This window comes from Photobacterium arenosum (assembly GCF_014841115.1).
Taxonomy (GTDB): domain Bacteria; phylum Pseudomonadota; class Gammaproteobacteria; order Enterobacterales; family Vibrionaceae; genus Photobacterium; species Photobacterium arenosum.
This window is the reverse complement of sequence record NZ_JACYTP010000014.1, coordinates 1-25,967: the sequence shown is the minus strand read 5'-3', so window position 1 is coordinate 25,967 and position 25,967 is coordinate 1. Positions and strand designations below refer to the sequence as shown.

The window sequence follows — 25,967 nt, the reverse complement described above, 5'->3', positions numbered from 1 at the left end:
CTTTTATATACGGCAGTATTACTCGGCTGTAATAATATCCATCACCAGCTTGCCGTCTTCGCGGATCGGGCCGTCTTCTTTCGCGCCCAGTGTGTATTCAAACACGCCGTTTTTCATCCCGCCATCTTCACCGTGGAGCATTAGCATCTCGCCAGTGTCGACAGGTTCCGTGAGGATGCGACTACATCCTGTTTTGTCATGTGATTGATTTGAAAAGCAGCCAGCCATTTTTCTGTTAACAATCCCAGGATGGTTCAGGATTTTGCCGTGATTCGATGACAGGAAAAGTGAGCGTTTTGAGGTTTTCAGTGACTTTTTGTTATTGGAGCCATCTGATTCTGTAGTATTAGTCAAACGGTTGAATAATAGATGTATTTTATATGTGCAAGTGACCATATGATGAGGAGCATGATGATTTTAGGACGGGGTCAGACAACCTGTTCTGATCACATGTACAAATCGTACTTGTAATTTGTCACTGTGAATGGGTGTTAAATGTCCAATAAATATCAATTTTTCTGTGTGCCGAATACCGCTCGAAAAGCGTTTACCTACCTGAATATGTCCTCCCCTACGTTTGCTGAAGAGAAACAGGCATTACTGCTTCAGGGATTAGAGGTAGAAGATGATGTGATTTATGCCTCCAGCGCGGAAGACGCCGTCGATAAGTTTCGCTCCAACTATGTACATCACCTGGAAGAGTACAATGCATCAACAAACCTTTTTTACACTTTGCTCCATGCCTTTCGATGGCTGAAAGCTAAGCTGGCGGGCAAAAGTTAGTTGTCATTATGTCAGTGGGGAAACGCTGAGCATAGCGTGAGTGTACTCAGGTGATGGGACAATAAAAGCTGTTGATGTGAGCCTGCGAAATGGCTCTTGTCGATTACGGGTGAGAAAAAAAACCGCTGAATTAACAGCGGCCTTTTTTAGCTTGTCCTGGCGGGCAGAAACTGCCGTTGCCGCCATGATGGTGATCATCATAGTCACCATTGGTGGTGGCTTTGATGTTCACACCGTCTACTTCGCCTTCAACATGTGTCAGCTGACAACCGGTCAGAGACAGGCTGATGGTCAGTAAACCGAGCAGAGTTAATGATTTCATTGTTAACGCCATAAAATGGGAAAAGCGGGCACTGTAAATGATTTTCGCAAGGCCTGTGTTAGCCTGATGTCAATGATTGCTGAGCCTGTCAAAATCCGCCTCTGGCAGGATAATCTGACAATATTGTGAAAAATTAGTTTTCATTCTGGTAAAAAGTTCTGCAAAGCCATTGTAAACTGATAGTAACCTTTGAAATAGTGACCTTCTTCGTTGGCTACCTGTCAGGAGGCAAACATGAAACGGGTCTTTTATATCAGTGATGACCTGGATGAACTTGAGCTGGTTGAACATGAGTTGGAACTGAGTGGTTTTACTTCTCCGCAAATCCATGTTCTCAGTAACAAAGATGCTGATGTGTCGAGCCACAAGCATTTGCATCCGGTGCAATCTGTGATGCGTAATGACGTTGTGCACTCAACTGAAATTGGCGCTGTGATCGGGGCGATTGCCGCAGCCGGCGTATTAATTGCGGCCTATGCCTCCGGGGTGACAGATGCGGTTGGCTGGGCACCTTTCATTTTACTGGCGATTGCGATTCTGGGATTCATTACCTGGGAAGGGGGATTGTTTGGATTCCAGGAACTGCATTATCAGTTCCGCCGGTTTAAAAACGTCCTGAAATCCGGCAAGCATGTATTAATGGTGGATGTTGAGCCGGAGCAGGAACTGCAGCTGGCCAGTATTACGCTGGCGCACGACAAACTCAAACCTGCCGGAACCGGGAAGTCTCCTCCGCACTGGGTTGTCGCCATGCAGCAAAAATGGCAGCGTATGATGAAAACTCTGCCTTAATCGCTTGGTTCTGGCGCTGACAAGGTGTCTGCCGGGTCATTATCCGCCCGGCAGACTGAAAAACCATTCTCTGAGAGCAAAGATATAGCTTGCTTCGCTCGCCATCAGACCTACCAGGACGAGCAGGACTAACGGCGGAAGGAAAATGGTATACACCAAAGCGAGCCTTTCCCAGCGCATGTGCATGAACACGGCGGCAATCAGCCCGGCTTTCAGTGCCATAAACAGCAGAATAAGGCTCCACCGTAACATGCCCTGCAAATGGAAATAGTCGACCAGATACGAGAGGGTACTGAGCACAAAGAGCAGTCCCCATACTTTAAGATACAGGCTGATTGGATGCTGCTGCTTCACTGAATCATGAGTGAGTTCAGAATTTGCCATCATGGCCTCCTTGACGGTTTGCCTGAGTTACCACAGATAAAAAAAGGCGAATATAAATACCCACACCAAATCAACGAAATGCCAGTACAGTCCGGTGATTTCAACAATTTCGTATTTTCCCCCCTGTATTCCCGTGGCATGTGGATCCACCTGTTTTTTGTCATATTTTCCCAGAGCGACCCGAATGGCGACTATCGTCAGATACAGCACGCCCACACTGACATGCAAACCGTGAAAACCGGTGATCATGAAAAATGCCGCACCAAACTGCGATGCGCCTTCTTCATTTCCCCACGGGCGAACTCCTTCGGCAATGAGTTTGCTCCATTCGAACGCCTGCATACTGACAAAGGCCAATCCCAAAAGCGCGGTTAACAGCATCAGTAAGGCAGTGGACCAGCGCTTTCCCTGATAGCCGCAGTTGACGGCCATCGCCATGGTTCCGCTGCTGGTGATCAGCACAAAGGTCATAATGGCAATCAGGATCAGGGGGATGGAATGACCGGCAATCGTTAAGGCAAAGACCTCGCTGGTTGGTGGCCAGATGTCAGTCGTGGTCATGCGGACCGACATATAGCCCACCAGAAAACAGCCGAACACAAAGGTGTCGCTGAGCAGAAAAATCCACATCATGGTTTTGTTTGCCGAGACGTGAAATGCCGCACGATCGCCGGCATAGTCGTTGACGACCCCTGTCCAACCTGTTTGGCTGCCCAGGGTTGGCGTCCGGGATGGTTGGGTTTCACTCATAATCAAGACCTCTCGTTCTGCCGGCTGTGCGGATCAGGTTAATCGCAGTAAGCCCAGCAGAAACAGCCAGATGAATAACAGGAAATGCCAGTACCGTGCGCAGAGCTGGAGCCATAAATGCAGGTTGTCCCTTTGCCCCCGCCAGACCTGATACACCACTACACCCAGGGCCAGAACCCCACCGATTATGTGCAGTGCATGCAGGCCGGTCAGGAGATAAAAAAAGCTGTTAGCCGGGTTGGCCAGCACGCCCTGGTTGATCTTGACCAGCGCCTGCCAGGCCCATAACTGTGCGAGAATAAAGCCGAGCGTAAAACAGACCGCCATTATCAGCTCGGTCTGGCAGGCGGCAAGGGCAGGCAGCAAACGGGCTTTACGGCCGGCAAGGTGCATGGCCACACAGCCCAGTACCAGCAGCGATGTGCTCAGCATCAGTTGCCACGGTTCATTGAGCGCTTGCCAGTCACTCAGCGTGTGGCGGATGTAATAGGCCACGGTAAACAAGAAAAACAAGGCGCCAATAACCCCCATGAGTACCCACAAACCGGTCGAGGCAATCGCATAGGTGCTGGCAGGCTGGTAGTGGGCATTCGGGGCCGGACTCAGGTTGCCCGACGCCAGTGTCGAGAGTGCAGGCTTACGGCTCATGTTTCGGACTCCTCAGGCTCGCTGTCGGGCATATCCGTCGCGATATCGTCGGGCGGCTGGTTCTGCGGCAGATAATCTTCTTTGGCGCCGGGCACGCTGAAATCATAGGCCCAGCGATACACCACAGGGAGCTCATCGCCCCAGTTGCCATGTTTAGGTGGCGTATCAGGGGTTTGCCACTCCAGTGAGGTGGCACGCCAGGGATTGCCGCCCACAGCTTGTTCATGACGCCAGCTCCAGTACATGTTGAAGATAAACAGCAGTTGCGCCGCCCCGACAATCAGGGCCGCGATGGTAATGAAGGCATTGAGGTGCTGCGCCGATTCGGGAATAAAACTGTAGTCTTCCCAGGCGAAATAGCGCCTTGGCATCCCCATAACACCGAGATAGTGCATAGGAAAATAAATGGCGTAAGTCCCCAGAAACGTAAACCAGAAATGGATATGGCCCATGGTGTTGTTCAGCATTCTGCCGGTGACTTTGGGATACCAGTGATAGAGCCCGCCGAAAATCGCCAGGATCGGTGATACGCCCATCACCATGTGGAAATGGGCCACCACAAAATAGGTGTCCGACAAGGGAATATCGACCACCACATTGCCCAGAAACAAACCGGTTAAGCCACCGATGACAAAGGTGCTGATGAAGGCCAGAGCGAACAGCATAGGCAGCGTGAGATGAATGTCACCTTTCCAGAGCGTAAACAGCCAGTTGTAGACTTTAATCGCGGTCGGAACAGCGATCACCAGCGTGGTGATGGCAAAGAAAAAGCCGAAGTACGGGTTCATACCGCTGACATACATATGGTGCGCCCAAACGACAAAGCTCAGTACCCCTATGGCCAGAATCGCCCATACCATCATCTTGTAACCGAAGATGTTTTTGCGGGCATGAATGCTGATTAAGTCCGACACTATGCCAAAGGCAGGCAAGGCGACTATGTAGACTTCAGGATGACCAAAGAACCAGAACAGGTGCTGGAACAGGATAGGGCTGCCGCCGCCGTGCTCGGTAAGCTGTCCCATGGATATCACGGCAGGCATAAAGAAACTGGTGCCGAGCAGTTTATCGAACAGCATCATCACCGCACTGACAAACAGGGCAGGGAAGGCCAGCAAAGCCATGGCTGAGGCGGTAAAAATACCCCAGACGGTCAGAGGCATGCGCAGCAGCGTCATGCCCCGGGTCCGCGCCTGCAGCACAGTGGTGACATAATTCAGCCCGCCCATGGTGGCGGCGACGATAAACACCGCCAGCGATATCAGCATCAGCACAATGCCCCAGTCGGTGCCGGGTGTGCCGGGCAAAATGGCCTGCGGCGGATAAAGGGTCCAGCCGGCGCCGGTTGGCCCGCCGGTGACAAAGAAACTGGCCAGTAAGATCAGTGAAGCCAGCAGATAAAACCAGTAACTGAGCATATTCAGAAAAGGGAAAACCATGTCTCTGGCACCCACCATTAACGGAATCAGATAGTTACCGAATCCGCCCAGAAACAGCGCCGTCAGCAGGTAAACCACCATAATCATGCCGTGCATGGTCATAGACTGGTAATAGGTATTGGCATCAATGAAATCGAAGGTGCCGGGAAAGCCCAGCTGCAGGCGCATAATCCAGGACATGACCAAGGCAATCAGGCCCATAAAAATGGCGGTCAGAGAATACTGAATGGCAATGACCTTATGATCCTGGCTCCAGATATACTTGCTCCAGAACGATTGCGAATACCCGGAGCTGTGTTGGTGAGTCTGTGCTGTCATATCTCCTCCCGTCGCGAGCACTATTGCGCCAGAGACTGGATATAAGCGATCAGGGCATCGATTTCCTGATCATTCAAAGTATACGCAGGCATGACCGCAGGGTAGCCTTTTACCAGTTCGGCTTTGGCATCCAATATGGCCCGTTTCAGATAAGCTTCATCGGCCTGAAGCTGTGTATCATCCGACAGGGTTCTTGTATTGCCGTACAGCCCTTGCCAGGTCGGTCCGATGCCGGTCTTGCCGTCGCTGCTGTGGCAGGCGATACAGCCGTTGACTTGCGATAACGTCTCGCCCATCGCAATCAGATCGGCTTGTGAGAGTGCCTCGCCACTCGCGGTCGTGTCTGCGGGGCGCTGGGTTTGGGCAAACGTCGGCTGTGCGGCCAGCCAGCGACCAAACTCTGCTTCGTCTTCAACCACAACACGCCCGCGCATATTGAAATGCCCGACACCACAGAGTTCGGCACAAAGAATGTCAAACTGTCCGCGCTCAGTGGGCCTGACCCAGAAATGGGTGACGGTGCCGGGAACCAGATCCATTTTTGCCCGGAACTGGGGCACGTTGAAATCATGGAGGACGTCTTTGGATCGCAGCAGCACTTTGTAGGGCGCGTAAAGGGGCAAGTGCAGCTCGGGCAACAGAATTATCCGATCATCTGCCCCGGCAGGATCATCCGGGTCAATGCCTAACGGGTTGGTACTGGACACAAACCGGGTGTCACTTTTGCCCAGCTGAGCGTCATCACCGGGAAAACGGAATCGCCAGCGCCACTGCTCACCGACGACTTCGACAATCCGTGCCTCATCAGGCACGCTGACAAATTGCCCGTACACCACCAAGCCCGGGGCCAGTAAAGCGATAATGCCGACAGAGGTAATGCCGATCAGCCAGGCTTCCAGCTTTTTGCTGTCGGGCTGAAACTGGGACTGGCGGCCGGGTTTATGTCTGAAGCGAATGACCAGCCAGGCAAGCACCAGGTTCAGAACGATAAAAAACGCTCCGGTAATGATGAGAGTCAGGTGCAGCGCATTATCTATCTCCCCCCAATTTGACGCAGCAGGCGTCAGCCACCAGGGGCTGTAAATATGGAAGGCAATGGAAGCAACGACAATAATGATCAGGGCAATGGCTATTGCCATATATCACCTTTTACCGAAATTGGTCGCATCCATGAGAGGAACAAAAATCGGTAACCCGAACCCTGAAAGTCAAACAGTATTGTTGCCCGCGCAGTGAAGGCTTTATACACAGCTGTCAGCCAGAAAAATGACAAAGTGGCTGTGTTTGATAGTCATATTGATTAAAAGCTTAGTGGACATCATCATGCTGTGCGAGTGATCTGAGGGCTTTCTCTGCAGACGGTTCGTAAATGAGAAAGCTGGGTTTCACCGAAAAATGTCTTACTATGAGAGAGGTTATTCAGGCACAATCGCCTGATAGTCAATAAGATAAGCTTTCCCAAAAATGAGGAGGGGATGTGGCTGGTGCAAGTTTGTTAACCTTGCTGGATGATATTGCAACCGTACTCGATGACGTTGCCGTAATGAGTAAGGTCGCGGCCCGGAAAACCGCCGGGGTGCTGGGGGACGATCTGGCCCTGAATGCCCAGCAGGTGGCCGGGGTAAGAGCAGAACGAGAAATCCCGGTTGTGTGGGCGGTGGCAAAAGGTTCGTTTAAAAATAAGTTGATCCTGGTGCCGGCGGCCCTGTTAATCAGTGCTGTTGCACCCTGGCTCATCGTGCCATTGCTGCTGACTGGCGGTTTGTTTTTGTGTTTTGAAGGTGCAGAAAAAGTCATTCACAAACTCACTCATGATGATGCAGAAGAAGAGCTGAAAGATCACGATCAACTGCCCGATGGCATGGATATTGATGAATACGAGCAGAACAAGATAAAAGGAGCAATCAGAACCGATTTTATTCTGTCAGCCGAAATTATCGTGATTGCATTAGGCACCGTTCAGGGCATGTCTTTGATGACGCAATTGCTGGTAGTCAGCCTGATTGCCCTGACCATGACAGTGGGCGTTTATGGCTTAGTGGCAGGGATTGTCAAACTTGATGATGCTGGCTTTTATCTGGTGAAGCAGCATCAGGAGAAGAGCCTGTTGCACCGTTTTGGTCAGCTGTTGATCGCCGCCGCGCCTAAGCTGATGAAGTTACTGGCCGTTGTTGGCACCATTGCCATGTTTTTGGTCGGTGGCGGTATCGTGGTTCACAGTATTCCCGATTCGCATCACTGGCTGGTGGTTTTAACTGAGCGGTTGCAAGCTCTGCCCGGTGCATCATGGCTGGTGCCCATGATGACCAACCTGATAGTCGGTATCGTTGCGGGTCTGCTGGTACTGGCTGTCATTTCGGCCTGGCAGCGTTTGCGCGGTAATCAGGCAGCATAAATCATTGACTTAAGGTATGCTGATGTCAGCTTGAGATGTAAGTATAAGAATGAATATGACGAAAAAGCCAAGACGCAGACCTTTTGTGATGCTGAACCGCCTGCCTTTGCTGGCGGTTCTGTTTTTCCCCGGTATCACAGCTGCCAGCAGTGAGCCGGGAACCGCAACAGTACAGGGAGCGGTATTATCCCAGAACACTGCCTCAGTGCTGGCAGATGCATTCGAACAATCAGCCCAACTGTGGCGGCGAGATGCTATCGCTTATGCCCGGTTGCCCAGCCGTGATGATATCGGCCAGATACTCACTACCTACGGGTTAGATGCGGCAGGAAAACCGGTTCCTGTCTCACAGCAAGACATTGTTCAGGAAAGTGTTGTTGTCCGTGATATGCAGCCATTGGTCGGGGCGGTTTATCACGAATATCTGATGACCAAAACCGCCTGGTTCGAACAATACGGCATGATGCCAGATACGCTGTCATTCCACAGTTATCAGTCGTTGCGTCAGGTACAGGTATTGACCGTGGATGCACAGCTGGTGTCAGCACTTGGCAGCCTGGACGGTAAATCTGTCGAGATAAAAACCAGTGATTTCCCGGCATTAATTGATGCAGACCAAGATGCAGAGACTGCTCTTTCCACCGTTACCCTGATGTTAGGCGATCGGGTGACAGATGCTGGCGAAGTGATAGCGATAGACACACTGCAACAGCTCTATAGCCTTCAGGGCGATCTCCCTCAAATCTGACAGGAACCAGCCGCAGGGTTGGTTTTTTCATCTTTATCTCCCGCCGATACCGCAGCAATGTCACTGTGGTATTTTTTGACTGATCATTTTGAGAATAATTGTTATTATTCTTCCCATTACTTTCCAGAGTGTCGCAGCGACGCTGGTGTGATTACACCAAACGGTAGAAAGGAATGTGCCCCAAAAAGATAATTCAAATTGAATGATAATAGTTATTATTTATTCTAGTATTATTGGCCTAGTAAGAATTTGCGTTTGCTCAAAGTGCAGCAAGCGAGTCCATGATAGTTTGGTGAATGGATGACAACAGCGTTGAATACAAAACAGAGCTCTGAAGCTGACCGCTTTCCCAGCACCATTGCGCGTGCCGTTCAGCCGGAAAATTTGATTCGGTTGTTCAATGATGCGGAGCGTTTGATACCCATAATGAAAGGTGTTTCCGCGCCTGACACCTTGTTTTGTATTAAGCGTGATGGCAACAACGATCAGTTGCTGGCCAGCCTGTATCAGTACTGGCAGCAGAACTATCCGGAAGCTGGGCAGCCTTACTGGACGACACGTAGTTGGTCTATGCTGACCTGGCAGCCGCTCTATCTGGCTTTTGTCTGTGTTTACAGTGTGCAGTCGGTGCCGCCACTGAGCCGTATCGTTCAGCAATATAACAATGCAGGGTGGGTGGCTGGCTACAGTTTCAGCCAGAATAGCCAATGGTGCGAAGGCAATACCCAGCAGCTGATTCAGTGCGCGGGCCGTGAGCTGGTCGATCTGTATGACGATCTGCGAGAGCAGATGGAACACCATACTCGTATTCGTCCTGGTTTTACCCGCCAGTTACTGGCGGATGCCGTCCTGGCGGTGCTGCTGCGTTACCACAATGCATTACCTGAGAAGATGCCGGCGGACGATGTACCCCAGCATGCCGCTTGGTGGCTGGAAAGTCTTGGCTTGCCCGCCAAGCATATTGAGACCCTGTACCGCTCCGAAGCCGACGGTCAGTGGCAACAACTGCGAGTCAGTTGCTGTATGCATTACCGGCGTGATGATGGCAGCTATTGCGAAAACTGCCCGAAGAATAAACTCTAGGCCTGGTTGTGCCGCACGCGATGCGTTGATCACAATCTTGCAGTGTAAGTCATAAGAAAAACTATGTTTGAACTCAACAACATCCGTGTACACCGTGGTGGGCGCGATATTTTGCGTATCGATCAGCTCACTATCGACAGCGGGGCTTTTACCATGGTGCTGGGCCACAATGGTTCAGGTAAATCAACACTGGTGAACTTGCTTGCCGGACAAACGGCGCCCGATGAAGGCGACATTCTGCTCAACCAACAGCCACTGACTGCGCTGTCTGCCAAAGCGCTGGCACGTGAAGTGGCTTTCCTGCCACAAAAGCTGCCGGACGTTGCCGGCTTGACGGTCAGAGAACTGGTGAAACTGGGGCGCTTTCCCTGGCGCGGCACATTCGGTCGCTGGCAAAAAGATGATGTCGCCATCATTGAAGCAGCCATGCGCAAGACTGGCACCTTACGCTTTGCCGACAATCTGGCCGACCAGCTCTCTGGTGGGGAACGCCAGCGCGCCTGGGTGTCTATGCTGCTGGCCCAGCAGTCACCTGTCCTGATCCTCGATGAGCCGACCTCGGCACTGGATATTCATCATCAGTATCAACTGATGTCTTTGCTGGCAGAGCTGAACCGAGACACGGGCTGTGGCGTAATCGTCATCTTGCACGATCTGAATCTGGCGTTGCGTTTTGCCACGCACGTGGTGGCCCTGAAGCAAGGGCGCATTGCCTTCACCGGCCCGAAAGACGTGTTACTGGATGAACCAAGACTGTCTGCATTGTATGAGACGGACATTAAACTCATTGATCACCCTGTCAATTCAGATCACCTGACTGGCCAGAAAGTTGCTGTGGTGTGTGAATAACAGTGGCACGAAAAACAGAGAAGTTGTCGTTTTATGTTGAATAAATGGTTGAAAAATATGGGCCCAGTGGCGCGAATGAGCAAATGGACTGCCGTGGCAGCCTTGCTGTTCTCCGGTCAGGTGTTTGCAGAGATAACGGTGACCGACAGCCGAGGTGAGCACACACTGACCGAGCAGCCCCAGCGTGTGGTTGTTCTCAACTGGGATCTGGCTGAACAAGTACTGGAACTGGATGTCACTCCTGTTGGTATGCCAAATATCAGTGGTTATCAGGAATGGGTTGTTCAGCCTGCTGTACCCGCCGGTGTGGCGGATATCGGCACCCGCACCGAACCGAATCTGGAGAAAATTGCGGAACTGAAACCGGATCTGATCCTGGCTGCCTCACCGCAAAAAGATTTGATCCCCCGCCTTGAAGCTCTGGCACCTGTGTTGTACTACGAAACCTACAGCCAGTCGCTCAGCAGTGCAGAAGCTGCCATTGCGAACTTCCGCCAACTGGCCACAGTCTTTGATCAGGAAGCGCTGGCTGAGCAGAAACTCACGGCCATGTCTGAACGTTTTACTGAACTGAAAAATCAGCTTAATCAGGCGTTTAATGGTGAGTCACCCAGTGTGGTCGCGATGCGATTTGCCAATCAGACCTCTGTGTATATCTATGGCCAGAATTCCACCACTAATTATGCGCTTGAGCAGTTGGGATTGACACCGGCCATGCCTTTGCCTGCCACCGAGTGGGGCATTGTGCAGAAGCGGCTGACCGACCTGCAAAAAGCGGGTAGCAGCTATGTGCTCTACTTCCGGCCTTTCAATGAAGAGAAGCAGTTGCAGCGTTCGGTTATCTGGAATGCCATGCCTTTTGTCCGGGCTAAGCACGTAAACAGCGTCACGTCTGTCTGGAACTATGGCGGGGCCATGTCAATCCGTTATATAGCCGAAGCCATGGCCGACAGCCTGTTTGAAATTGCGCCTGATCAGGATGTGGTTTCCTCCGTTAAGGGCGGGCAGGACTGATTCATGACCCGCTCTTTGTCTTTCTTTCCCATACTGCTGCTGGCCTTGTTGTCAGCCGTTGTTGCCAGTCTTCAGATTGGCTCTGATCTTTCTCTTTCCCGTCAGCTTGCCATAGTCACCGGCACCCAGGCTGAAGAATTTGCCGACATCATGTTTAGCTATGCCCAGCTGCCGCGCCTGGTGATGGCGTTGATGGTGGGCGCTATGCTGGGGCTGGTTGGCAGCCTGATGCAACAACTGACACAAAACGCGCTGACCTCACCGTTGACACTGGGCACCTCTTCCGGCGCCTGGCTGGCGCTGATCATAGTCAACGTCTGGTTCCCTGAGCTGGTGGGTGATCACAGTGCCCTGGCCGCTATGGCGGGTGCCATGCTGTCTCTGTTTCTGGTGATTTTCATTGCCGGGCCGAAAAATATGACGGGGTTGCCCCTAGTGCTGTCGGGCATGGTGGTGAATATTCTGCTTGGCTCAGTGGCAAGCGCTATCATTTTGCTGAACGCGGAATATGCTAAGAACGTCTTTATCTGGGGCGCCGGCGATCTGACTCAGAACGGCTGGGAATCTGTGCAGTGGTTGTTGCCCCGCTTGTCAGTGTCACTCCTGCTGCTGGTGTTTGCGCCGCGCATTCTGACCCTGATGCGTTTGGGTCATCAGGGTGCTGCAGCACGCGGTCTGAATGTCGTTCCTGCTTTTATCGTGCTGATGGCTGTCGGCTTGTGGCTGGTGGCCGCGTCTATAACAGTGGTCGGTGTGATAAGCTTTATCGGACTGCTGACGCCAAATATTGCGCGGGCACTGGGTGCCAGAACCCCGAGGTTTGAGCTCACCATGAGTGCTTTGCTCGGGGCGCTGCTCTTAGTGGTGACAGATGCCGCCGCCCAGCTGCTCAGCCAACTGACAGTTGACGCTATTCCGAGTGGCACCACGGCAGCAGCCATCGGTGCGCCGGCCCTGTTGTGGTTCAGTCGGCGTAAGATGAAAGCGCAGGATCAGGTGTCGATAAAACTGCCTCCGAGCCGGGATCGTCTTTCTGCTTTGAGCCTGCCAGCATTGATGCTGATTGTCGCTGGTATACTGTGTCTGACGGCTGTGTTTGTGACTGACGGCCACAGCTGGCATGTCGCGCTGCCAACGGCTTATCAGTGGGAACTCCGCTGGCCGAGGATGCTGACCGCTCTCAGCGCCGGAGTCGGGCTAGCCATTGCGGGCACTGTGCTGCAGCGGTTGATCTACAACCCGCTTGCCAGTCCGGATATTCTGGGGATCTCTGCCGGCGCAACCTTTGCTTTGGTGGGGGCCAGTGTTTTCCTGGGCATGAACATTTTTGCGGTGGGCTCTGTGCTGGCATTTGCTGGCAGTATGCTAGTGCTGGTCGTGTTACTGGTGCTGGGACGCCGTCATCAGTTTGCCCCTTCCAGCCTGATTCTGATCGGTATTGCCCTGACTGCCCTGATCGACGCCTTAGTGCAATTTGCTCTGGCGAAAGGCACGCAGGACAGCTACAGCATACTGACCTGGCTGGCAGGCTCAACCTATCGGGTGACGGAAGGCAAAGCGGTATTTCTGTTCGTTGGGGTGGCCGCCTTGTTCGTGTTCACACTTTCCACCTCGCGCTGGCTGACTCTGATTTCTGCCGGCAGACAGTTTGCGGCTGCTCGTGGTTTGAATGTCCCTGTCAGCAGCGCTTTGTTACTGGGGACTGTGGCTTTATTGTGTGCTCTGGTGACAGCCACTATGGGGCCGGTCGCTTTTGTCGGTTTGCTGGCACCACATATGGCCGTGATGCTGGGTGCCAAGCAGGCCAAAGAGCAGCTCTTAGTGGCGTCACTGGTTGGTGCTGTGGTAATGCTGATTGCTGACTGGGTGGGGCAAACGGTGTTGTTCCCGGCTCAAATCGCGGCCGGCACTCTGGTGTCTGTGATAGGCGGCAGTTATTTTCTGTTTCTGCTGATTCGCGGCAGAAGCCGTTAGCAATACAGCGCCTCGATTGAGCAGATAAAAAAGCCGGGTTAGCAGCAATGCAACCCGGCTTTTTGTTGTTACCCTTAAACCACCGCCTATGGCGGTGGTGATTGTTTAAAGCCGCCTTCTCAGAAGGCGGATTATGGGATTAACCTTCTATTTCCGCGTTGTGGTAAACGTTCTGCACATCGTCGCAGTCGTTCAGCATGTCGAGGAATTTGTCAAACGTGGCTACATCGTCGCCGGTGACCGGATGCATTGCCTGAGGAACAAAAGTGATTTCTTCCACTTCCATCACCAGATCAGGCATGGCGTCAGACAGGGCATTTTTCACTTTGAAGAATTCAGTGTGCGGTGCGAAAACAGTGATCATGCCGTCTTCCGCTTCGATGTCGGTCACATCTGCATCACCCATGATCAGGGCTTCCATTACGGCTTCTTCGTCATCGCCTTTGAACTGGAATACCGCCTGATGATCGAACATGTGAGCAACAGCACCTGGCGCACCGATTTTCGCGTTGTTCTTCACAAAACACTGGCGAACATCCATGTAGGTACGGTTGTTGTTGTCGGTCAGACAGTCAACGATTACAGAGCAGCCGCCAGGTCCGAAACCTTCGTAGCGTGCCGTTGAAAAATCTTCACCGCCGCCACCGCTTGCTTTATCAATAGCTTTTTCGATCACGTGACTAGGCACCTGATCTTTCTTTGCTTTTTCCATCAGACGGCGCAGAGACAGGTTGCTGTCCGGATCTGTACCGCCGTTTTTGGCGCTCATGTAGATCTCTTTACCGTACTTGGAATAGACCTTGATTTTAGCGCCTTGTGTTTTAGCCATTGAGGCTTTACGAACTTCGAAACTGCGTCCCATGGGGAATCACTCTCTGTAATTGATACTTTCGATATGTAGGGGCTGATTTTATCAGCACGGTCTGTATTTAGGCTAGTGCCTAGTTTCGCATTTACCAGCCGAAACGACAATTTGCCATAATCTGACCTGTGAACACCGGCTATTTTAGCTTGGTTTCCGCCCTTTTAAGGCGAAGAGACTATAAAAATAACCGTTTTGGTGATTAAAAATAGTCCAGATACATGAAAAACACGGTTTATGGCTCAAAAAATAGACATTTGAATATCTTGGTACTTTACAGTGTGAATTGAGCTGGTATGATTCACCGCACTTACGGAGAGATGGCTGAGTGGTTGAAAGCACCGGTCTTGAAAACCGGCATACGTTAATAGCGTATCTAGGGTTCAAATCCCTATCTCTCCGCCACATTCCAAAAAGTTGCTGTTTAACAGCGGTTTTAAAAGAATTGGAGCGGTAGTTCAGTTGGTTAGAATACCGGCCTGTCACGCCGGGGGTCGCGGGTTCGAGTCCCGTCCGCTCCGCCACTACACGAAACCCTAGCCGAAAGGCTGGGGTTTTTTGTATTTAAGCGCCCCCGAAAGTGCTGCGCACTTTGGGTCGCGGGCCGGAATGCCGGACCATCGATTCCCTGTCGTGTGCGACCCCAGCCGTCCGCCAGCACACCAAGCCTCAGCAGCAATGCCGAGGCTTTTTGTTATATGTTGGGTTTTTATCCGTTCTGTGGTCGGATAGCTGAAAACCGGGATGGTGATTTGTGCTGTGGGCAAGCCTCTTCTGTGTCGAAGAGGCTTGTTGGATGTGGAGGAGGTGGTGGCGAAACGATCTCGCGAAATGATTTACAGCTTGAAGCGGCCAACCAGTTGATCAAGTTGCTTCGACAAGGCCTGAAGCTCGCCGCTGGATGCAGTGAGTTCGTTGGCGATGTCGGCGGTCTCTGAGGTTAAATGGTTGATGTCTTCAATATTGCGGTTGATTTCATGTACCACGGAGGATTGCTCTTCCGTTGCGGTGGCCACCTGAATGTTTTGCTCGCTGATTTGATCGATATAGGTCGCGATCTGAGCGAGTGACCCGGTCGCCTGGTTCGCTTGTTCTGCGACATCAGAACCTTGCTGGCGTCCCTGAGAGATAGCGTTGACGGCTCTGGTCGATTCATTCTGCAGTCTGTTGATCACTTCCTGTATCTCTTCGGTGGAACCGGCAGAGCGTGAAGCCAGGGTTCTGACTTCATCGGCAACGACCGCAAAGCCGCGACCCTGTTCACCGGCGCGGGCAGCTTCAATGGCGGCATTCAGTGCCAGCAAATTAGTCTGCTCTGAAATGCTGCGGATAGTATCCAGAATGGCACTGATATCGGTGACCTGGTGCGCGAGCGCTTCAATCACACCGGTAATGTCACCCAAGTCATTGCTCAGCTCGCTCATTTTCTCTCTGGATTGCTCAACCACCTGGCTGCCATCCTGAGCCTGTGTGGTGGCTTCTTTTGCGATATGCGCCGCCTGAGCGGCGTTATTGGCAATTTCATTGACTGTCGCCCCCAGCTCATTAATGGCCGTCGCCACCTGTATGGTTCGGTCTCGCTGCGTTAAGCAGTTGCTTTGTGTTGTCTGTGCAGTTGATGCCACGGCTTGGGCTGTTTTGGCTAAGTTTCTTGAGCTTTGCGCCACTTCTTCCACAGAGCGGTGAATCTTGGCGAAGAAATTATTCAGCGTCTGGCTGATCGCGTTCAGCTCATCGTTACCGTCCAGTTCAATTCTGGTGCTGAGCGCCATGTCCTGTTCAGCCGTTTTAATGGTTTGCTGAAGAATCGCTACCCTTGAGCGCAGGTTCTGAATAATGATGAAAGACACCAGGAAAGAGACGATCAGCGCAACAATGATAATCATCACCAGATTGCGTTGCCCGTCATTGAAACTGCTCTGGGCTTCATTGTTGAAGGTTTCGGCCTGAGTTAACAGGGTATCCAGCAGCGTATTGGTGTCTTGACGCATGACGCCATAATCGACGGCGTACTGGGTGTAATAGCGGTAGGCATCGGACAGATTACCTTTTTCCAGCGCAGCCAGCATGGGGTTGAGATCTGAGGCGATCGTGGCTTCAAAGCGTTGTTGTAATTTCTGCGCTTCCCGGCGTAATTCAGGGTTAATCTGCGCGGCTACCGATTGCTCAATTGCAGCACGCATTTCCGGAATGTCTTCGGTGCGTGTTTCATTGATCCTGGTCTGTACGCCTTTGGCGTCTTTCAGGCCATCAATTTCCTGAAATAACATCATGTCGATCCCCACGCGCATTCTTGGAATGCGTGAAGCGACTTCAGCCATAGCGCGCATTGGCGTGGCAGTATTCATGTAAAGCCGTTCTGACTTTAGCCCTATTTGAGACATGGTCGAATAACTGATTATGCCGACAAGTAATAACATGATGCACGGAAGCAATACCGCGAGTATCAGCTTTGTTCTTAAGGTCAGTGTATTTATTAGCATTGTTATCTCTTATTAACATATCCATAGAATGAAAAGGGGCGGAATAACACTGAGACGTGGGGGAGTTTGCCGGTGTTAGCCTGCCTTTGTAACCCGATGTGAGCGGCTTATTGTGTCTTTATTGCCCTGACTGATTTGAATCTGATTTGAATACAGACACGGCTATTATGTCATCGCACATCATTCGTTTATTTATTCATTTCATCAATGTCATTTTGGTTAATTATCTGAGTAAATAAATGAAGTTGGGCTGGAAGTAACACCTTTGGCTATGCACCATCGTTCGAAAGCGGGTATCGGTGCCTTTTTCAAACAGCAGCGACCAGTCAGGTATGACGGAATGTTGCACAAAGACGGGCTTTGTTCAGCCCCCTGACTGCAGGGGGCCGGGTGTTCAGGTTCAGCATGCGGGTGGTAATGACTGCGTATTCTGATCAAATAAATGGCAATACTCAGCGCGCAGGGAAACGGCCATACTGGCGCCGTTCTTCAGGTCATGTTGCAATGCTTTTTCACCATCCATCATCAGGCTCAGTTTGTCTATGTCGCCGGAATAGCAGTGAATATACGACAGCGCACCAAGGTATTCCGCCACATTGATCTGCATATTTAACACTGTGCTGCCATCATCCATCGAATCCGGTGTTGCAACCAGCAAGTGCTCAGGGCGTATACCCAATGTGATGTGATCGCCCGGTCTCACTGTGCTGCCGTCCCTGTTGATAGTGATCTGGTGCTGATCGGCTACAGATACAGTGGTGCTGCAAGCATCAGCGCTGATAACTGTAACCGGAATGAAGTTCATTTTGGGCGAGCCGATAAAGCCTGCCACAAACTGGTTTGCCGGATGGTAGTAGAGATCCAGCGGCGCGCCCACCTGTTCAATACGGCCATCACGCAGCACTACAATTTTGTCGGCCAGCGTCATGGCTTCCACCTGATCATGGGTCACATACACCATGCTGGCAGACAGTGAGCGATGCAGCTCGGCAATCTGGATTCGCATGTCGACCCGCAACTCGGCATCCAGATTGGACAGCGGCTCATCAAACAGGAAAAGCTTAGGGTTGCGGACTATGGCCCGGCCGATTGCCACACGCTGTCGCTGCCCGCCCGACAGCGCCTTGGGCAGTCTGTCGAACAGGTGATCGAGTTTAAGCATCTTACCGGCCAGCTCGACTTTTTCTTTTACTTTGTCTTTGGGTTGCTTATCAATATTGAGCGCAAACGCCATGTTTTCCCATACTGTCATCTGCGGGTACAGGGCATAAGACTGAAACACCATGGCGATGCCTCTGTCGGCCGGGGCTTCTCGGGTGACGTCTTCCCCATCAATAAAAATAGTGCCGGAAGAGGGCTCCTCAAGGCCTGAAATCATTCGCAGCAACGTGGATTTCCCGCAACCGGACGGGCCGACAAAGGTGACAAATTCCCTGTCATTGATTTCCAGATCGATACCTTTCAGTACTTCGGTCTGGCCGTAGTGTTTTTTGATGTTTCTCAGTTGAATGTGAGCCATGGCTATTCCTTAATTCCACCTTGGGTCAGACCTTGAATAAAGGCTTTTGATGCGAGTAAGAATGCGATCAGTGTGGGTGCCATCATGATGATCAGTCCGGCAAACATCATGTGCCACTGGATGGCAAATTCGTTTTGAAACTCCTGCAGTCCCAGCGTTAGCGGATATAAACTGCGATCTTGCAAAAACAGCAGCGGGAAGAGGTACTCGTTCCAGGCACTGACAAAAGACAACAGGGCAACCGTGGCGATGGCAGGCTTGACCAGAGGAAGCACTATCTTCCAGTAAATCTGAAAGGGCAAAGCGCCATCGACCCGCGCCGCCTGCTCAATTTCCGGTGAAAGGTGTTTAAAGAAGGTACTGAGAATAAACACCGCCACAGGCATCATGCTGGCCGCCTGCACCAGAATAATTCCCAGCAGTGAGTTGAGCAGATCCAGGCTTTGCACTACCACAAAAAGCGGCGCGATTGCCAGACGCAGCGGCACGATCACCCCGATCATAAAAAGAATGAAAATGGTGCGGTTGCCCCGAAACTCAACCCGGGCCAACACAAAGGCCGCCATGGTACTGAACAAAACAGCAACCGCGACGGTGCCAACGCTGATAATCAGCGAATTCATAAAGTAACCACTGAAATTGGCCATTTCCCAGGCCGCGGCATAGTTATCAAACTGCCAGCTGTCCGGCAGAGAAAAGGGCGCACGAATCACCTGGCCCAGGCTGCCTTTCATGGAGTTGATAAACGCCAGGCCAAAGGGGATAGCGACCACCAGAGCCCAGGCCAGTAACAGAAACTGCACCAGTACCTGCTCCATTGGGCGAAGTTTGAAAATCCTTTCCATAAGCTGTCCTATCGGTTACGCATATTGCGAAGCGCGAGATAAATGGTGGCCGGTAAAATCAGCACTGATATCACCATGCCGATAGCGGCAGCCATGCCAAGGTCGGCAGTGCCGGAGCCGCCGCTGGTGCCAAATGCGGTACGGTACTGAAAGGTGCCTAAAATATCGGTGGAATAATAAGGACCGGCATCCGGGCCCATCAGAATCAGCACGTACTCGGCATTATTGAAGACATCGACCATGGTCAGAATGGTAATCAGCACGAAGGCGGGTGCCAGCACGGGAAAAACCACATGACGGATACATTGCCAGCGGTTGGCGCCGTCCAGTACTGCCGCTTCGAGCAAATCAGCCCGTACGCCCAGAATGGCCGACAGAATCAGCATGATGGAGAAGCCAAGCTTCTGCCAGGACTGAAACAGGGCAATGGTTGGCAGCGCGGTATCGGCTTCTCCCAGAAACATCAGCGGCGAGCTGATCAGATCCCAGTGCATCATCAGCTGATTTAACGGGCCGCGCACGTCAACGATTAACTGACCAAGAAAAGCAACGGCCACGGCCGCCAGCGGATAAGGCATGAAAAACAGCAGTTTATATGCTGATTTACCGGCGGTGTTCCAGCTCAGCAACAGCGCGAAGGTGGTGCCTAATCCCAGAAAAAGACTGATACAAATGGCAAAAAATACAAACGTCTGCTGAAACGCATTCCAGAGCTGGTTGCTCATGTACTCATCGGCGAGCAACTTGGTGAAGTTGTCGAAGCCGACAAAAGTTGCCGGCCCGATTCCCGGCCAGTCGAAGAAGGACAGCACCAGTGTGCCGATTAAAGGTAACAGGTTGAATATCCCGTATAACAGACAGCCGGGGATCAGCAGCAGGGCGTACTGGAGTTTCTCTTTTTGCCGGAAACTCAAACCTTGCGCTTTCTCAACATCGCCGCGCAGCAGCTCAGCGGGCAGATCGTCTGAATAGTCATCAGGGCTAGGGGCGTGTGGCATAACGACTCCGTTTGGGGAAATGGCCTGCCAGAGCAGGCCAACAGAAAATGGTTACAGGTTCTTCGCTTTAAAACCGTTTTCGATTTCCTGCGTCAGACCCTTGGCATCGACTTTGCCAGCCAGAAATTTCTGGTAAGCCGGGCCGACGATTTCCTCATACTGCACGTTAAAAGGCCCCTTCCAGGTCAGGTAGGGTTGCGCGTGCTGTGAAACAAAGCTGGCCGCTTCCGCCTGATATTTCCCCTGGTAGGTAATGCCTTCGGCGTAAGTCGACAGCTCGCCAACATGATCTGCAAATAGCTGGGCGAATGCTTTGGTGGCGGTGAAGGCCAGCAATTTATCGGCAGCTTCGCGTTTACTTCCTTTGGCATTGACCAGGTAAGCACCGTCTGCAAAGGCATAGACTTTTCCGCCGTGCCCCGGAATTGGCATCAGGCCAAGTTCTACACTGGGATCGGTCTGCGCGATAGTCGAGAGTGGCGAGGTGGACCACAAACCATCAATGATCATGGCAGAATCACCCAGCGCGATATTCGCCCGCATTCCGTTATAGTCCTGTGCCGCTGCCGATGGATTAATGTACGGCTGCCAGCTGGCGAATGTGTCGGCTACCTGCTGATAACCCTCAGCGGTAAAGGGAGACTGACGGCTGGCGACCTGTTTCATGCCTTCACCGGACAGACCGGCTTCCAGTCCGGCGCTCATCATTGCCAGTGCCCAGCCAGCGCGGCCCGGTACTTCCAGCGGGATCACCCGGTTCTCTTTCAGGGTTTTCATCACAGCCACGAACTGCTCAGCTGTTTTGGGCTCGTCGAGATTCAGCCTGTTGAAAATGGCCTTGTTATAAATGATCTGAACGGTCTGCACCGCAAAGGGCACGCCATAGATTTTACCGTCGGAACCGGTAGCTGCAACCAGAGTGGCTGGCGAAATACCGCTGATATCGACCGTGGCGGGCAGCGGCGCTATCACGCCGGCATTGGCGTACTGATCAATAAATGAAGCGCCGGGACGCCCCTGAAACAGGTCAGGCCCGTTGTCACTCTGCAAGCCCAGTCGTAAACGGGAGTTGTAATCGACGCCCTTGAAAACTTCCACCTTGATGTTGACGTCATCCATGGCTTTCGAGACCGCCTCCCATAACGGGCGCTCCTGTTTGCGCCAGGTCCAGAGGGTGAGGGTTTCTTCCGCGAATGCAGGCATGGGGGTGGCCACCAACAAGCCCAGCAGGGCAGAGATTGCGGTAATTCCTGACTTACGTTTCATATCGCCTTCCTTATGATATTTAGTTTCGGTTGGAAACTAAGTAAAAATGTAGAGAAATTAGCCGCGGATGCAAGGATCAAAATCACAATTATGTTAACAAGCAGATAACAATTATAAGGGTGGACTTGAATGCATGGTTAAGTTAACAGAGTTAGAAATAAGGGAAATTAAGCCTTGAATTCAGCGGAGAGATTGATTAACAATAAATTCAACATACTAAGTTTCTAATGGAAACTAAATGATTAGAAAGGCACCAAACATCAAACAGGTTAACACCTCTCGCGTTATAGACGTGCTGTGGCGATACCAGAACATTTCCCGCATTGATATTGCAGACCGGCTGGGACTGGATAAATCGACGATTACTAAAATCGTCAGTTCGCTGGCAGAGAAACAACTGATTACTGAAGTGTCCAACCGGAACGGCCCCCCCCAGAGCGGACGGCCAAAGGTGTCTTTGCAACTGAACAAGCAACTCGGTGTTCTGGTTGGTGTAGAGCTAACCGACAGCCAGATCAACCTGTCGGTGCTTAACCTTGCCTGTCAGATCCTGTACCGCAAGATAGTGAGCTATCACCCCGGCACGCAACCGCTTGAGCAGTTGGGAGATGTGCTGGCGCCTGTGCTTCGCGAGGTAGAAAGCCGCTGGGGCAAGGTACTGGCAATCGGCCTGGGGATGCCGGGTCTGGTCACACCGGATACCGGGGTCGTCTCGGTTTCCAGCGCCTTTGAGATCTCGCAACCTGTCGCTCTGGCAGAGCGGCTCTCGGCACAACTCGGCTACCCAGTGTACTGCGATAACGACGCCAACTGTGCGGCCTGGGGGCAGATTATGCTGTCGCGGCCACAGGGCAGCGGCAATCTGTTGTACGTGCTGTTCACCTCGCACCACCGCCATGACGACAGCCGGCATCTGGGCATAGGGCTGGGGTTCGTACTGAACGGCCAGCTGTTTTACGGTGATGACTGCCTGTCTGGCCAGTTCGATGTCGAAACCGGGCCGCACCAGAGCCCGGTGAGCGAGCCTGAGATACTGGCCCAGTTTGTTGATAAATTAGCCACCTTAGGCCGGTTGCTTAATGTGCACCAGATCGTTTTTGGTGGCGAAGTTGAGCCCTATGTCAGGGACATTGAACGGCTGATTCACGCCAATTTGGCCGCATTCAAAGGTCATCAGACCTGGCAACCGGCCACAGAGATTTCGACACTGGGTACGCAAGCCGTATCGGCGGGCGCTGCCGCTCTGGCATGGAGTAAAATCACTTCGTCAGACTTGGTGTTGTTCGAGGTACTGGACGCTCAGCGCATTTTATCGTAAGGACGCAATATGACCCCGGATTTCAGCCAGCTCTTTCCGCAGCCAGCAACCCTTAAACTGGATCACAGTGCAGCGCGGACCGACTACAGCGCCTTGCTTGCCGTGATCCCTACTACGGTGGCGCAGGTGATCCCCTCGCCGAGCGTGAGCTATCGGCAGGATGACAGTCTGCCAGGTCAGGGCTTTGTGATTCGGATAGCCGCCAGCGGGATTGAAATCGCCATGGCAGACGAGCCCGGCCGCCTGTATGCGCACTATTGCCTGGCACAGCTCATCGAGCTTTGTCACGGCCAGGTGCCATCACTGACTATTAGCGATCAGCCTGCGTTTGCCAAACGCGGGGTCATTGTCGATATCAGCCGCGACAAAGTACCGACCATGGCGGCCTTGTTTAAGCTGGTGGACTTCTGGTCGGCATTGCGAATCAACCAGTTACAACTGTACACCGAGCACACTTTCGCCTATCCGCAGCATCAGGCCGTATGGCAGGATTATTCGCCGATGACAGCCGAAGAGATCCAGGCGCTGGATCGCTATTGCCGGGAGCGGGGCATTGAGTTGATCCCCAATCAGGCCACCTTCGGGCACATGGAAAAGTGGCTGTGCCATCCGCAATACCGGCACCTCGCTGAGCAGACAACCGGCTTTTATGATCATCGGGGCGACTTCCGGCCAGAATCCTTTGGCCTGAACCCCCTGAGTGACAGCGTCACTGAATTTATTGCTGGCTTACTCGATACCCTGTTGCCGAATTTCTCGTCCGATACCCTGAACCTGAACTTTGATGAAACCATGGATCTCGGGGCTGGGGCCAGTCAGCAGGCCTGTGAGCAGCAGGGCAAAGGACAGGTTTACCTCAATTACCTCAAGAAAGTGCTCGGGCTTGCTCATGCAAGGGGCAAATCCTGCCAGATTTTCAGTGATATGCTGTTTCAATACCCGGACATTTTGCCCCATCTGCCAGGCGATCTGGAGTTGCTGAACTGGGGCTATGAAGAAGATCATCCCTACGATGACGAGCACCGGCAGCTGGCTGAGTTTGGCTACCCGTTTCAGGTGGTGGTATCGACCAACACCTTTGCCTCAGTGGCTGGCCGGGGGCAGGCCGCCAGAGTGCACATGCGCCGGGCCGCTGAATCGGCCCTGAAATACGGCGCCTGCGGTTATCAGGTTTCCGAATGGGGCGATATGGGCCACGCGCAGCAACATTTCACCGCCTTACCCGGTTATGTGTTCGGCGCCGCCATGGCCTGGGATCCGCATCGCCATGCCAGTGTGAACGCCGGGCTGTTAGTTTGCACTCACTTTGGGGAAGCCTACACGCAGGCACAGCCTTTGATTGATCGCCTGCAGGATGCCTATCTCACCAGCGGCGTGGTCACGCCGAACTGCGCCTTCTATGGCCCGTTCGTGTTTGACCAGCGCTCAGGCCGCCATATCCGCCGCGCCGAGATCGCCAGCGCCGAGCAGATTGCCGCGGCAATGGACGACTTATCCAGCCTGAAAGCCGACATCGCCGGACTGCCCGCTTCCGCACTGCAAGCCGAGATGTTATGGACGGCAGACTGCATGCTGCTGGCCAGTCAGATCGCCCTGAGCTACGCCAACGCCGGGCATCGTGATATCACCGCTTTACCGCAGCAAGAAAAAGCCCGCATTCTGGACAAACTCGCCCTGGTTGAAGAGGCCTACGCCGATCTGTGGTTGCTACATTACCGCCCCGGCGGTCTGCGGCAAAGTGCCTCGCGGTTGGGGTATTTACGGGCGTTGTGTCAGGTGGAATTGGAGCCTGAGGTTACCGAGAGATAGAGGGTATGTCGCGCTTGAGTTCGGTGTTTCCTTTAGCCTTGTGTGATGCGCGCCAGACACTCTTTGCTGGCCCAAGGAGTGCCCAGAAATGCCTGCTTGTTCGTTGATGTTGTCCGGGTCGGTTGTAGGCGCTCCCGGCGCCGACAACCTGAAAATTCGTCCTGAATTTTCCCCTGGGGGAGTGACTAATATGTCATTCCCGCGCAGGCGGGAATCCATACAGCGACTGTGGTTTCTGTATTTTTCGAAAAGCGATTCACTGAGTAACTAGACATCAAGGTATGTCGCGCTTGAGTTTCGTGGTTTCTTTAGCCTTGTGTGATACGCGCCAGACACTCTTTGCTGGCCCAAAGAGTACCCAGAAAGGCCGACTTGTTCGTTGGTGTTGTCCGGGTCGGTTGTAGGCGCTCCCGGCGCCGACAACCTGAAAATTCGTCCTGAATTTTCCCCTGGGGGAGTGGGTGACTTTGGGGGCGAAACTCGTTTTGGACAGAAATGTGCCAGTGTTTTTGCTGATTAAGCAAACAACAAATAACTAAACCATCAGTAGAAGTTCAGCTAGAAGGAGATTCCTTACCTTCAGGTATATATTTGACTGCGCTTTTCTCCCTATGGACTATGCAGAGCTGGATTCACACATTTTTGAATGCCAACCGGAAAGCCCTTCAGGCGCTATACACAAACAATGAAAATGGCCATGTTTAACGATAAAAAAGAATAAACATGAACCTTTGGCTATGCTACCGTAAATTCGATATTTAATTTGATGGAGATAGATAATGAGCGGGAGTTGGGGTAACTTCTTTCCGTACTTTGCTGGAGCTTTTAAGCTTATTGTATTAGGTATTGGAGGCTACTTCGCTATTAAGTGGCATTTTGATGAAGAGGCAAGGGTGAGGGAAGAAAAAGGCGTTGTATTTGATAGGTCACGCTACATGAAGAAGATGGCAATGATACTCGTCTTTCTGGTCGCCCTAGTGATTTTAGTGGTTTATGCCACTAACTGGTTCCTCTACTGACGGGGTTTGCTGTACAAAATTTGAATACAGTCGGACTCGTATATGTACATGACACCTGTTCGAAATACATAATGGGGTATAAACGTGCTAGCGATGATTTGGCTGGCACGTCTATGGACAAGAATGAGTTGGTGCTCTGACTCACAAGCGCTTGACTCGGATAAACTGAATTTGGGCAAAGCCTGACTATAGAAGATTTTGCCCAAGCAGTGAATTTTCAATTTATGTGTATTAGTTCTGACTAGATCTGACACTTCAATTTGAAATGAAGAGAGTTACCCACTTTGATTAAAGGTGCTGAATCCGTAATCAAAGACAATAAGAGGTAACTCTCATGCTTCATACTAGC

General features: G+C 52.1%; 24 protein-coding genes and 2 tRNA genes. 13 read left to right on the top strand and 13 right to left on the bottom strand.

Annotated features, from left to right (window positions below):
• Positions 1 to 18: 18 nt before the first annotated feature.
• Complete coding sequence (locus IFO68_RS22030) at positions 19 to 141, bottom strand: hypothetical protein (RefSeq protein WP_272872737.1); 123 nt, start codon at positions 139 to 141, stop codon at positions 19 to 21.
• A 354-nt stretch (positions 142 to 495) separates the two neighbouring features.
• Between IFO68_RS22030 and IFO68_RS17925 the strand changes: the two genes are divergently transcribed.
• Positions 496 to 783, top strand: a complete 288-nt coding sequence (locus IFO68_RS17925; RefSeq protein WP_192017190.1) for a hypothetical protein — start codon at positions 496 to 498, stop codon at positions 781 to 783.
• Positions 784 to 913: 130 nt separating this feature from the next.
• Here the strand turns inward: IFO68_RS17925 and IFO68_RS17920 are convergent, their stop codons facing one another.
• Positions 914 to 1,105 (bottom strand): hypothetical protein, encoded by a 192-nt coding sequence (locus IFO68_RS17920; RefSeq protein ID WP_192017189.1) that lies wholly within the window; start codon positions 1,103 to 1,105, stop codon positions 914 to 916.
• Between the two features lie 234 nt (positions 1,106 to 1,339).
• On the opposite strand from IFO68_RS17920, the gene IFO68_RS17915 reads away from it, so the two are divergent.
• Positions 1,340 to 1,897 carry an NAD/FAD-utilizing enzyme gene (locus tag IFO68_RS17915; protein ID WP_192017188.1) on the top strand — a complete coding sequence of 186 codons (558 nt, stop codon included), beginning with the start codon at positions 1,340 to 1,342 and terminating at the stop codon, positions 1,895 to 1,897.
• 39 nt (positions 1,898 to 1,936) lie between these two features.
• Here IFO68_RS17915 and IFO68_RS17910 read toward each other — a convergent pair whose 3' ends face one another.
• Genes IFO68_RS17910 through IFO68_RS17890 form a run of 5 tightly spaced genes read right to left on the bottom strand, consistent with a single transcriptional unit; the run spans position 1,937 to position 6,575 of the window.
• Positions 1,937 to 2,284: a cytochrome C oxidase subunit IV family protein gene (locus IFO68_RS17910; RefSeq protein ID WP_192017187.1), complete on the bottom strand. Its 348-nt coding sequence runs from the start codon at positions 2,282 to 2,284 to the stop codon at positions 1,937 to 1,939.
• A gap of 24 nt (positions 2,285 to 2,308) precedes the next feature.
• Positions 2,309 to 3,031 (bottom strand): cytochrome c oxidase subunit 3, encoded by a 723-nt coding sequence (locus IFO68_RS17905; RefSeq protein WP_192017186.1) that lies wholly within the window; start codon positions 3,029 to 3,031, stop codon positions 2,309 to 2,311.
• A 33-nt stretch (positions 3,032 to 3,064) separates the two neighbouring features.
• Complete coding sequence (locus tag IFO68_RS17900; protein WP_192017185.1) at positions 3,065 to 3,679, bottom strand: cytochrome c oxidase subunit 3; 615 nt, start codon at positions 3,677 to 3,679, stop codon at positions 3,065 to 3,067.
• On the bottom strand, positions 3,676 to 5,436 hold the full coding sequence (gene ctaD, locus IFO68_RS17895) for a cytochrome c oxidase subunit I (RefSeq protein ID WP_192017184.1): 1,761 nt from the start codon (positions 5,434 to 5,436) through the stop codon (positions 3,676 to 3,678). The genes IFO68_RS17900 and ctaD overlap by 4 nt, the downstream gene beginning before the upstream one ends.
• Positions 5,437 to 5,456: 20 nt before the next feature.
• Positions 5,457 to 6,575: a cytochrome c oxidase subunit II gene (locus IFO68_RS17890; RefSeq protein WP_192017183.1), complete on the bottom strand. Its 1,119-nt coding sequence runs from the start codon at positions 6,573 to 6,575 to the stop codon at positions 5,457 to 5,459.
• Positions 6,576 to 6,913: 338 nt separating this feature from the next.
• Between IFO68_RS17890 and IFO68_RS17885 the strand changes: the two genes are divergently transcribed.
• The 6 genes from IFO68_RS17885 (at position 6,914) to fhuB (ending at position 13,499) form a co-directional block, all read left to right on the top strand.
• Positions 6,914 to 7,831 carry a DUF808 domain-containing protein gene (locus IFO68_RS17885; protein ID WP_192017182.1) on the top strand — a complete coding sequence of 306 codons (918 nt, stop codon included), beginning with the start codon at positions 6,914 to 6,916 and terminating at the stop codon, positions 7,829 to 7,831.
• A gap of 55 nt (positions 7,832 to 7,886) precedes the next feature.
• Complete coding sequence (locus IFO68_RS17880) at positions 7,887 to 8,579, top strand: hypothetical protein (RefSeq protein WP_192017181.1); 693 nt, start codon at positions 7,887 to 7,889, stop codon at positions 8,577 to 8,579.
• 300 nt (positions 8,580 to 8,879) lie between these two features.
• Positions 8,880 to 9,662, top strand: coding sequence for a siderophore ferric iron reductase (locus tag IFO68_RS17875; RefSeq protein ID WP_192017180.1), 783 nt, complete (start codon positions 8,880 to 8,882; stop codon positions 9,660 to 9,662).
• A gap of 63 nt (positions 9,663 to 9,725) precedes the next feature.
• Positions 9,726 to 10,511, top strand: a complete 786-nt coding sequence (locus tag IFO68_RS17870) for an ABC transporter ATP-binding protein (protein WP_192017179.1) — start codon at positions 9,726 to 9,728, stop codon at positions 10,509 to 10,511.
• Between the two features lie 75 nt (positions 10,512 to 10,586).
• Positions 10,587 to 11,525: an iron-siderophore ABC transporter substrate-binding protein gene (locus IFO68_RS17865; protein ID WP_192017178.1), complete on the top strand. Its 939-nt coding sequence runs from the start codon at positions 10,587 to 10,589 to the stop codon at positions 11,523 to 11,525.
• Positions 11,526 to 11,528: 3 nt separating this feature from the next.
• Entirely contained in the window at positions 11,529 to 13,499 is a 1,971-nt protein-coding gene (gene fhuB / locus IFO68_RS17860) for a Fe(3+)-hydroxamate ABC transporter permease FhuB (protein ID WP_192017177.1), read from the top strand.
• 139 nt (positions 13,500 to 13,638) lie between these two features.
• On the opposite strand, the gene IFO68_RS17855 is transcribed toward fhuB, so the two are convergent.
• Positions 13,639 to 14,361 (bottom strand): YebC/PmpR family DNA-binding transcriptional regulator, encoded by a 723-nt coding sequence (locus IFO68_RS17855; RefSeq protein ID WP_192017176.1) that lies wholly within the window; start codon positions 14,359 to 14,361, stop codon positions 13,639 to 13,641.
• A 314-nt stretch (positions 14,362 to 14,675) separates the two neighbouring features.
• Between IFO68_RS17855 and IFO68_RS17850 the strand changes: the two genes are divergently transcribed.
• Positions 14,676 to 14,766 (top strand) — tRNA-Ser (locus tag IFO68_RS17850).
• Positions 14,767 to 14,808: 42 nt separating this feature from the next.
• Positions 14,809 to 14,885, top strand: a tRNA-Asp gene (locus IFO68_RS17845).
• Positions 14,886 to 15,197: 312 nt separating this feature from the next.
• On the opposite strand, the gene IFO68_RS17840 is transcribed toward IFO68_RS17845, so the two are convergent.
• From IFO68_RS17840 to IFO68_RS17820, 5 genes are all read right to left on the bottom strand, one after another.
• The gene (locus IFO68_RS17840) at positions 15,198 to 16,844 is read right to left on the bottom strand and encodes a methyl-accepting chemotaxis protein (RefSeq protein ID WP_192017175.1); all 1,647 of its coding nucleotides are present in this window, start codon (positions 16,842 to 16,844) and stop codon (positions 15,198 to 15,200) included.
• Positions 16,845 to 17,244: 400 nt separating this feature from the next.
• On the bottom strand, positions 17,245 to 18,363 hold the full coding sequence (locus tag IFO68_RS17835) for an ABC transporter ATP-binding protein (protein ID WP_192017174.1): 1,119 nt from the start codon (positions 18,361 to 18,363) through the stop codon (positions 17,245 to 17,247).
• Positions 18,364 to 18,365: 2 nt separating this feature from the next.
• Positions 18,366 to 19,208, bottom strand: coding sequence for a carbohydrate ABC transporter permease (locus IFO68_RS17830; protein ID WP_192017173.1), 843 nt, complete (start codon positions 19,206 to 19,208; stop codon positions 18,366 to 18,368).
• Between the two features lie 8 nt (positions 19,209 to 19,216).
• Positions 19,217 to 20,206 carry a carbohydrate ABC transporter permease gene (locus IFO68_RS17825; RefSeq protein ID WP_192017172.1) on the bottom strand — a complete coding sequence of 330 codons (990 nt, stop codon included), beginning with the start codon at positions 20,204 to 20,206 and terminating at the stop codon, positions 19,217 to 19,219.
• A 51-nt stretch (positions 20,207 to 20,257) separates the two neighbouring features.
• Positions 20,258 to 21,472 (bottom strand): ABC transporter substrate-binding protein, encoded by a 1,215-nt coding sequence (locus tag IFO68_RS17820; protein ID WP_192017171.1) that lies wholly within the window; start codon positions 21,470 to 21,472, stop codon positions 20,258 to 20,260.
• A gap of 238 nt (positions 21,473 to 21,710) precedes the next feature.
• On the opposite strand from IFO68_RS17820, the gene IFO68_RS17815 reads away from it, so the two are divergent.
• The 3 genes from IFO68_RS17815 (at position 21,711) to IFO68_RS17805 (ending at position 25,618) form a co-directional block, all read left to right on the top strand.
• Positions 21,711 to 22,790, top strand: coding sequence for an ROK family transcriptional regulator (locus IFO68_RS17815; RefSeq protein ID WP_192017170.1), 1,080 nt, complete (start codon positions 21,711 to 21,713; stop codon positions 22,788 to 22,790).
• Positions 22,791 to 22,799: 9 nt separating this feature from the next.
• Entirely contained in the window at positions 22,800 to 24,599 is a 1,800-nt protein-coding gene (locus IFO68_RS17810) for a family 20 glycosylhydrolase (RefSeq protein ID WP_192017169.1), read from the top strand.
• Between the two features lie 779 nt (positions 24,600 to 25,378).
• Positions 25,379 to 25,618, top strand: a complete 240-nt coding sequence (locus tag IFO68_RS17805; protein ID WP_192017168.1) for a hypothetical protein — start codon at positions 25,379 to 25,381, stop codon at positions 25,616 to 25,618.
• The last annotated feature ends 349 nt before the right edge of the window (positions 25,619 to 25,967 follow it).

What these genes read in the sequence shown, in the direction of transcription:
- IFO68_RS22030 (WP_272872737.1), bottom strand. Translation starts at nt 141, where the DNA reads ATGCTCCACGGTGAAGATGGCGGGATGAAAAACGGCGTGTTTGAATAC.
- IFO68_RS17925 (WP_192017190.1), top strand. Translation starts at nt 496, where the DNA reads ATGTCCAATAAATATCAATTTTTCTGTGTGCCGAATACCGCTCGAAAA.
- IFO68_RS17920 (WP_192017189.1), bottom strand. Translation starts at nt 1,105, where the DNA reads ATGAAATCATTAACTCTGCTCGGTTTACTGACCATCAGCCTGTCTCTG.
- IFO68_RS17915 (WP_192017188.1), top strand. Translation starts at nt 1,340, where the DNA reads ATGAAACGGGTCTTTTATATCAGTGATGACCTGGATGAACTTGAGCTG.
- IFO68_RS17910 (WP_192017187.1), bottom strand. Translation starts at nt 2,284, where the DNA reads ATGATGGCAAATTCTGAACTCACTCATGATTCAGTGAAGCAGCAGCAT.
- IFO68_RS17905 (WP_192017186.1), bottom strand. Translation starts at nt 3,031, where the DNA reads ATGAGTGAAACCCAACCATCCCGGACGCCAACCCTGGGCAGCCAAACA.
- IFO68_RS17900 (WP_192017185.1), bottom strand. Translation starts at nt 3,679, where the DNA reads ATGAGCCGTAAGCCTGCACTCTCGACACTGGCGTCGGGCAACCTGAGT.
- ctaD (WP_192017184.1), bottom strand. Translation starts at nt 5,436, where the DNA reads ATGACAGCACAGACTCACCAACACAGCTCCGGGTATTCGCAATCGTTC.
- IFO68_RS17890 (WP_192017183.1), bottom strand. Translation starts at nt 6,575, where the DNA reads ATGGCAATAGCCATTGCCCTGATCATTATTGTCGTTGCTTCCATTGCC.
- IFO68_RS17880 (WP_192017181.1), top strand. Translation starts at nt 7,887, where the DNA reads ATGACGAAAAAGCCAAGACGCAGACCTTTTGTGATGCTGAACCGCCTG.
- IFO68_RS17875 (WP_192017180.1), top strand. Translation starts at nt 8,880, where the DNA reads ATGACAACAGCGTTGAATACAAAACAGAGCTCTGAAGCTGACCGCTTT.
- IFO68_RS17870 (WP_192017179.1), top strand. Translation starts at nt 9,726, where the DNA reads ATGTTTGAACTCAACAACATCCGTGTACACCGTGGTGGGCGCGATATT.
- IFO68_RS17865 (WP_192017178.1), top strand. Translation starts at nt 10,587, where the DNA reads ATGAGCAAATGGACTGCCGTGGCAGCCTTGCTGTTCTCCGGTCAGGTG.
- fhuB (WP_192017177.1), top strand. Translation starts at nt 11,529, where the DNA reads ATGACCCGCTCTTTGTCTTTCTTTCCCATACTGCTGCTGGCCTTGTTG.
- IFO68_RS17855 (WP_192017176.1), bottom strand. Translation starts at nt 14,361, where the DNA reads ATGGGACGCAGTTTCGAAGTTCGTAAAGCCTCAATGGCTAAAACACAA.
- IFO68_RS17840 (WP_192017175.1), bottom strand. Translation starts at nt 16,844, where the DNA reads ATGCTAATAAATACACTGACCTTAAGAACAAAGCTGATACTCGCGGTA.
- IFO68_RS17835 (WP_192017174.1), bottom strand. Translation starts at nt 18,363, where the DNA reads ATGGCTCACATTCAACTGAGAAACATCAAAAAACACTACGGCCAGACC.
- IFO68_RS17830 (WP_192017173.1), bottom strand. Translation starts at nt 19,208, where the DNA reads ATGGAAAGGATTTTCAAACTTCGCCCAATGGAGCAGGTACTGGTGCAG.
- IFO68_RS17825 (WP_192017172.1), bottom strand. Translation starts at nt 20,206, where the DNA reads ATGCCACACGCCCCTAGCCCTGATGACTATTCAGACGATCTGCCCGCT.
- IFO68_RS17820 (WP_192017171.1), bottom strand. Translation starts at nt 21,472, where the DNA reads ATGAAACGTAAGTCAGGAATTACCGCAATCTCTGCCCTGCTGGGCTTG.
- IFO68_RS17815 (WP_192017170.1), top strand. Translation starts at nt 21,711, where the DNA reads ATGATTAGAAAGGCACCAAACATCAAACAGGTTAACACCTCTCGCGTT.
- IFO68_RS17810 (WP_192017169.1), top strand. Translation starts at nt 22,800, where the DNA reads ATGACCCCGGATTTCAGCCAGCTCTTTCCGCAGCCAGCAACCCTTAAA.
- IFO68_RS17805 (WP_192017168.1), top strand. Translation starts at nt 25,379, where the DNA reads ATGAGCGGGAGTTGGGGTAACTTCTTTCCGTACTTTGCTGGAGCTTTT.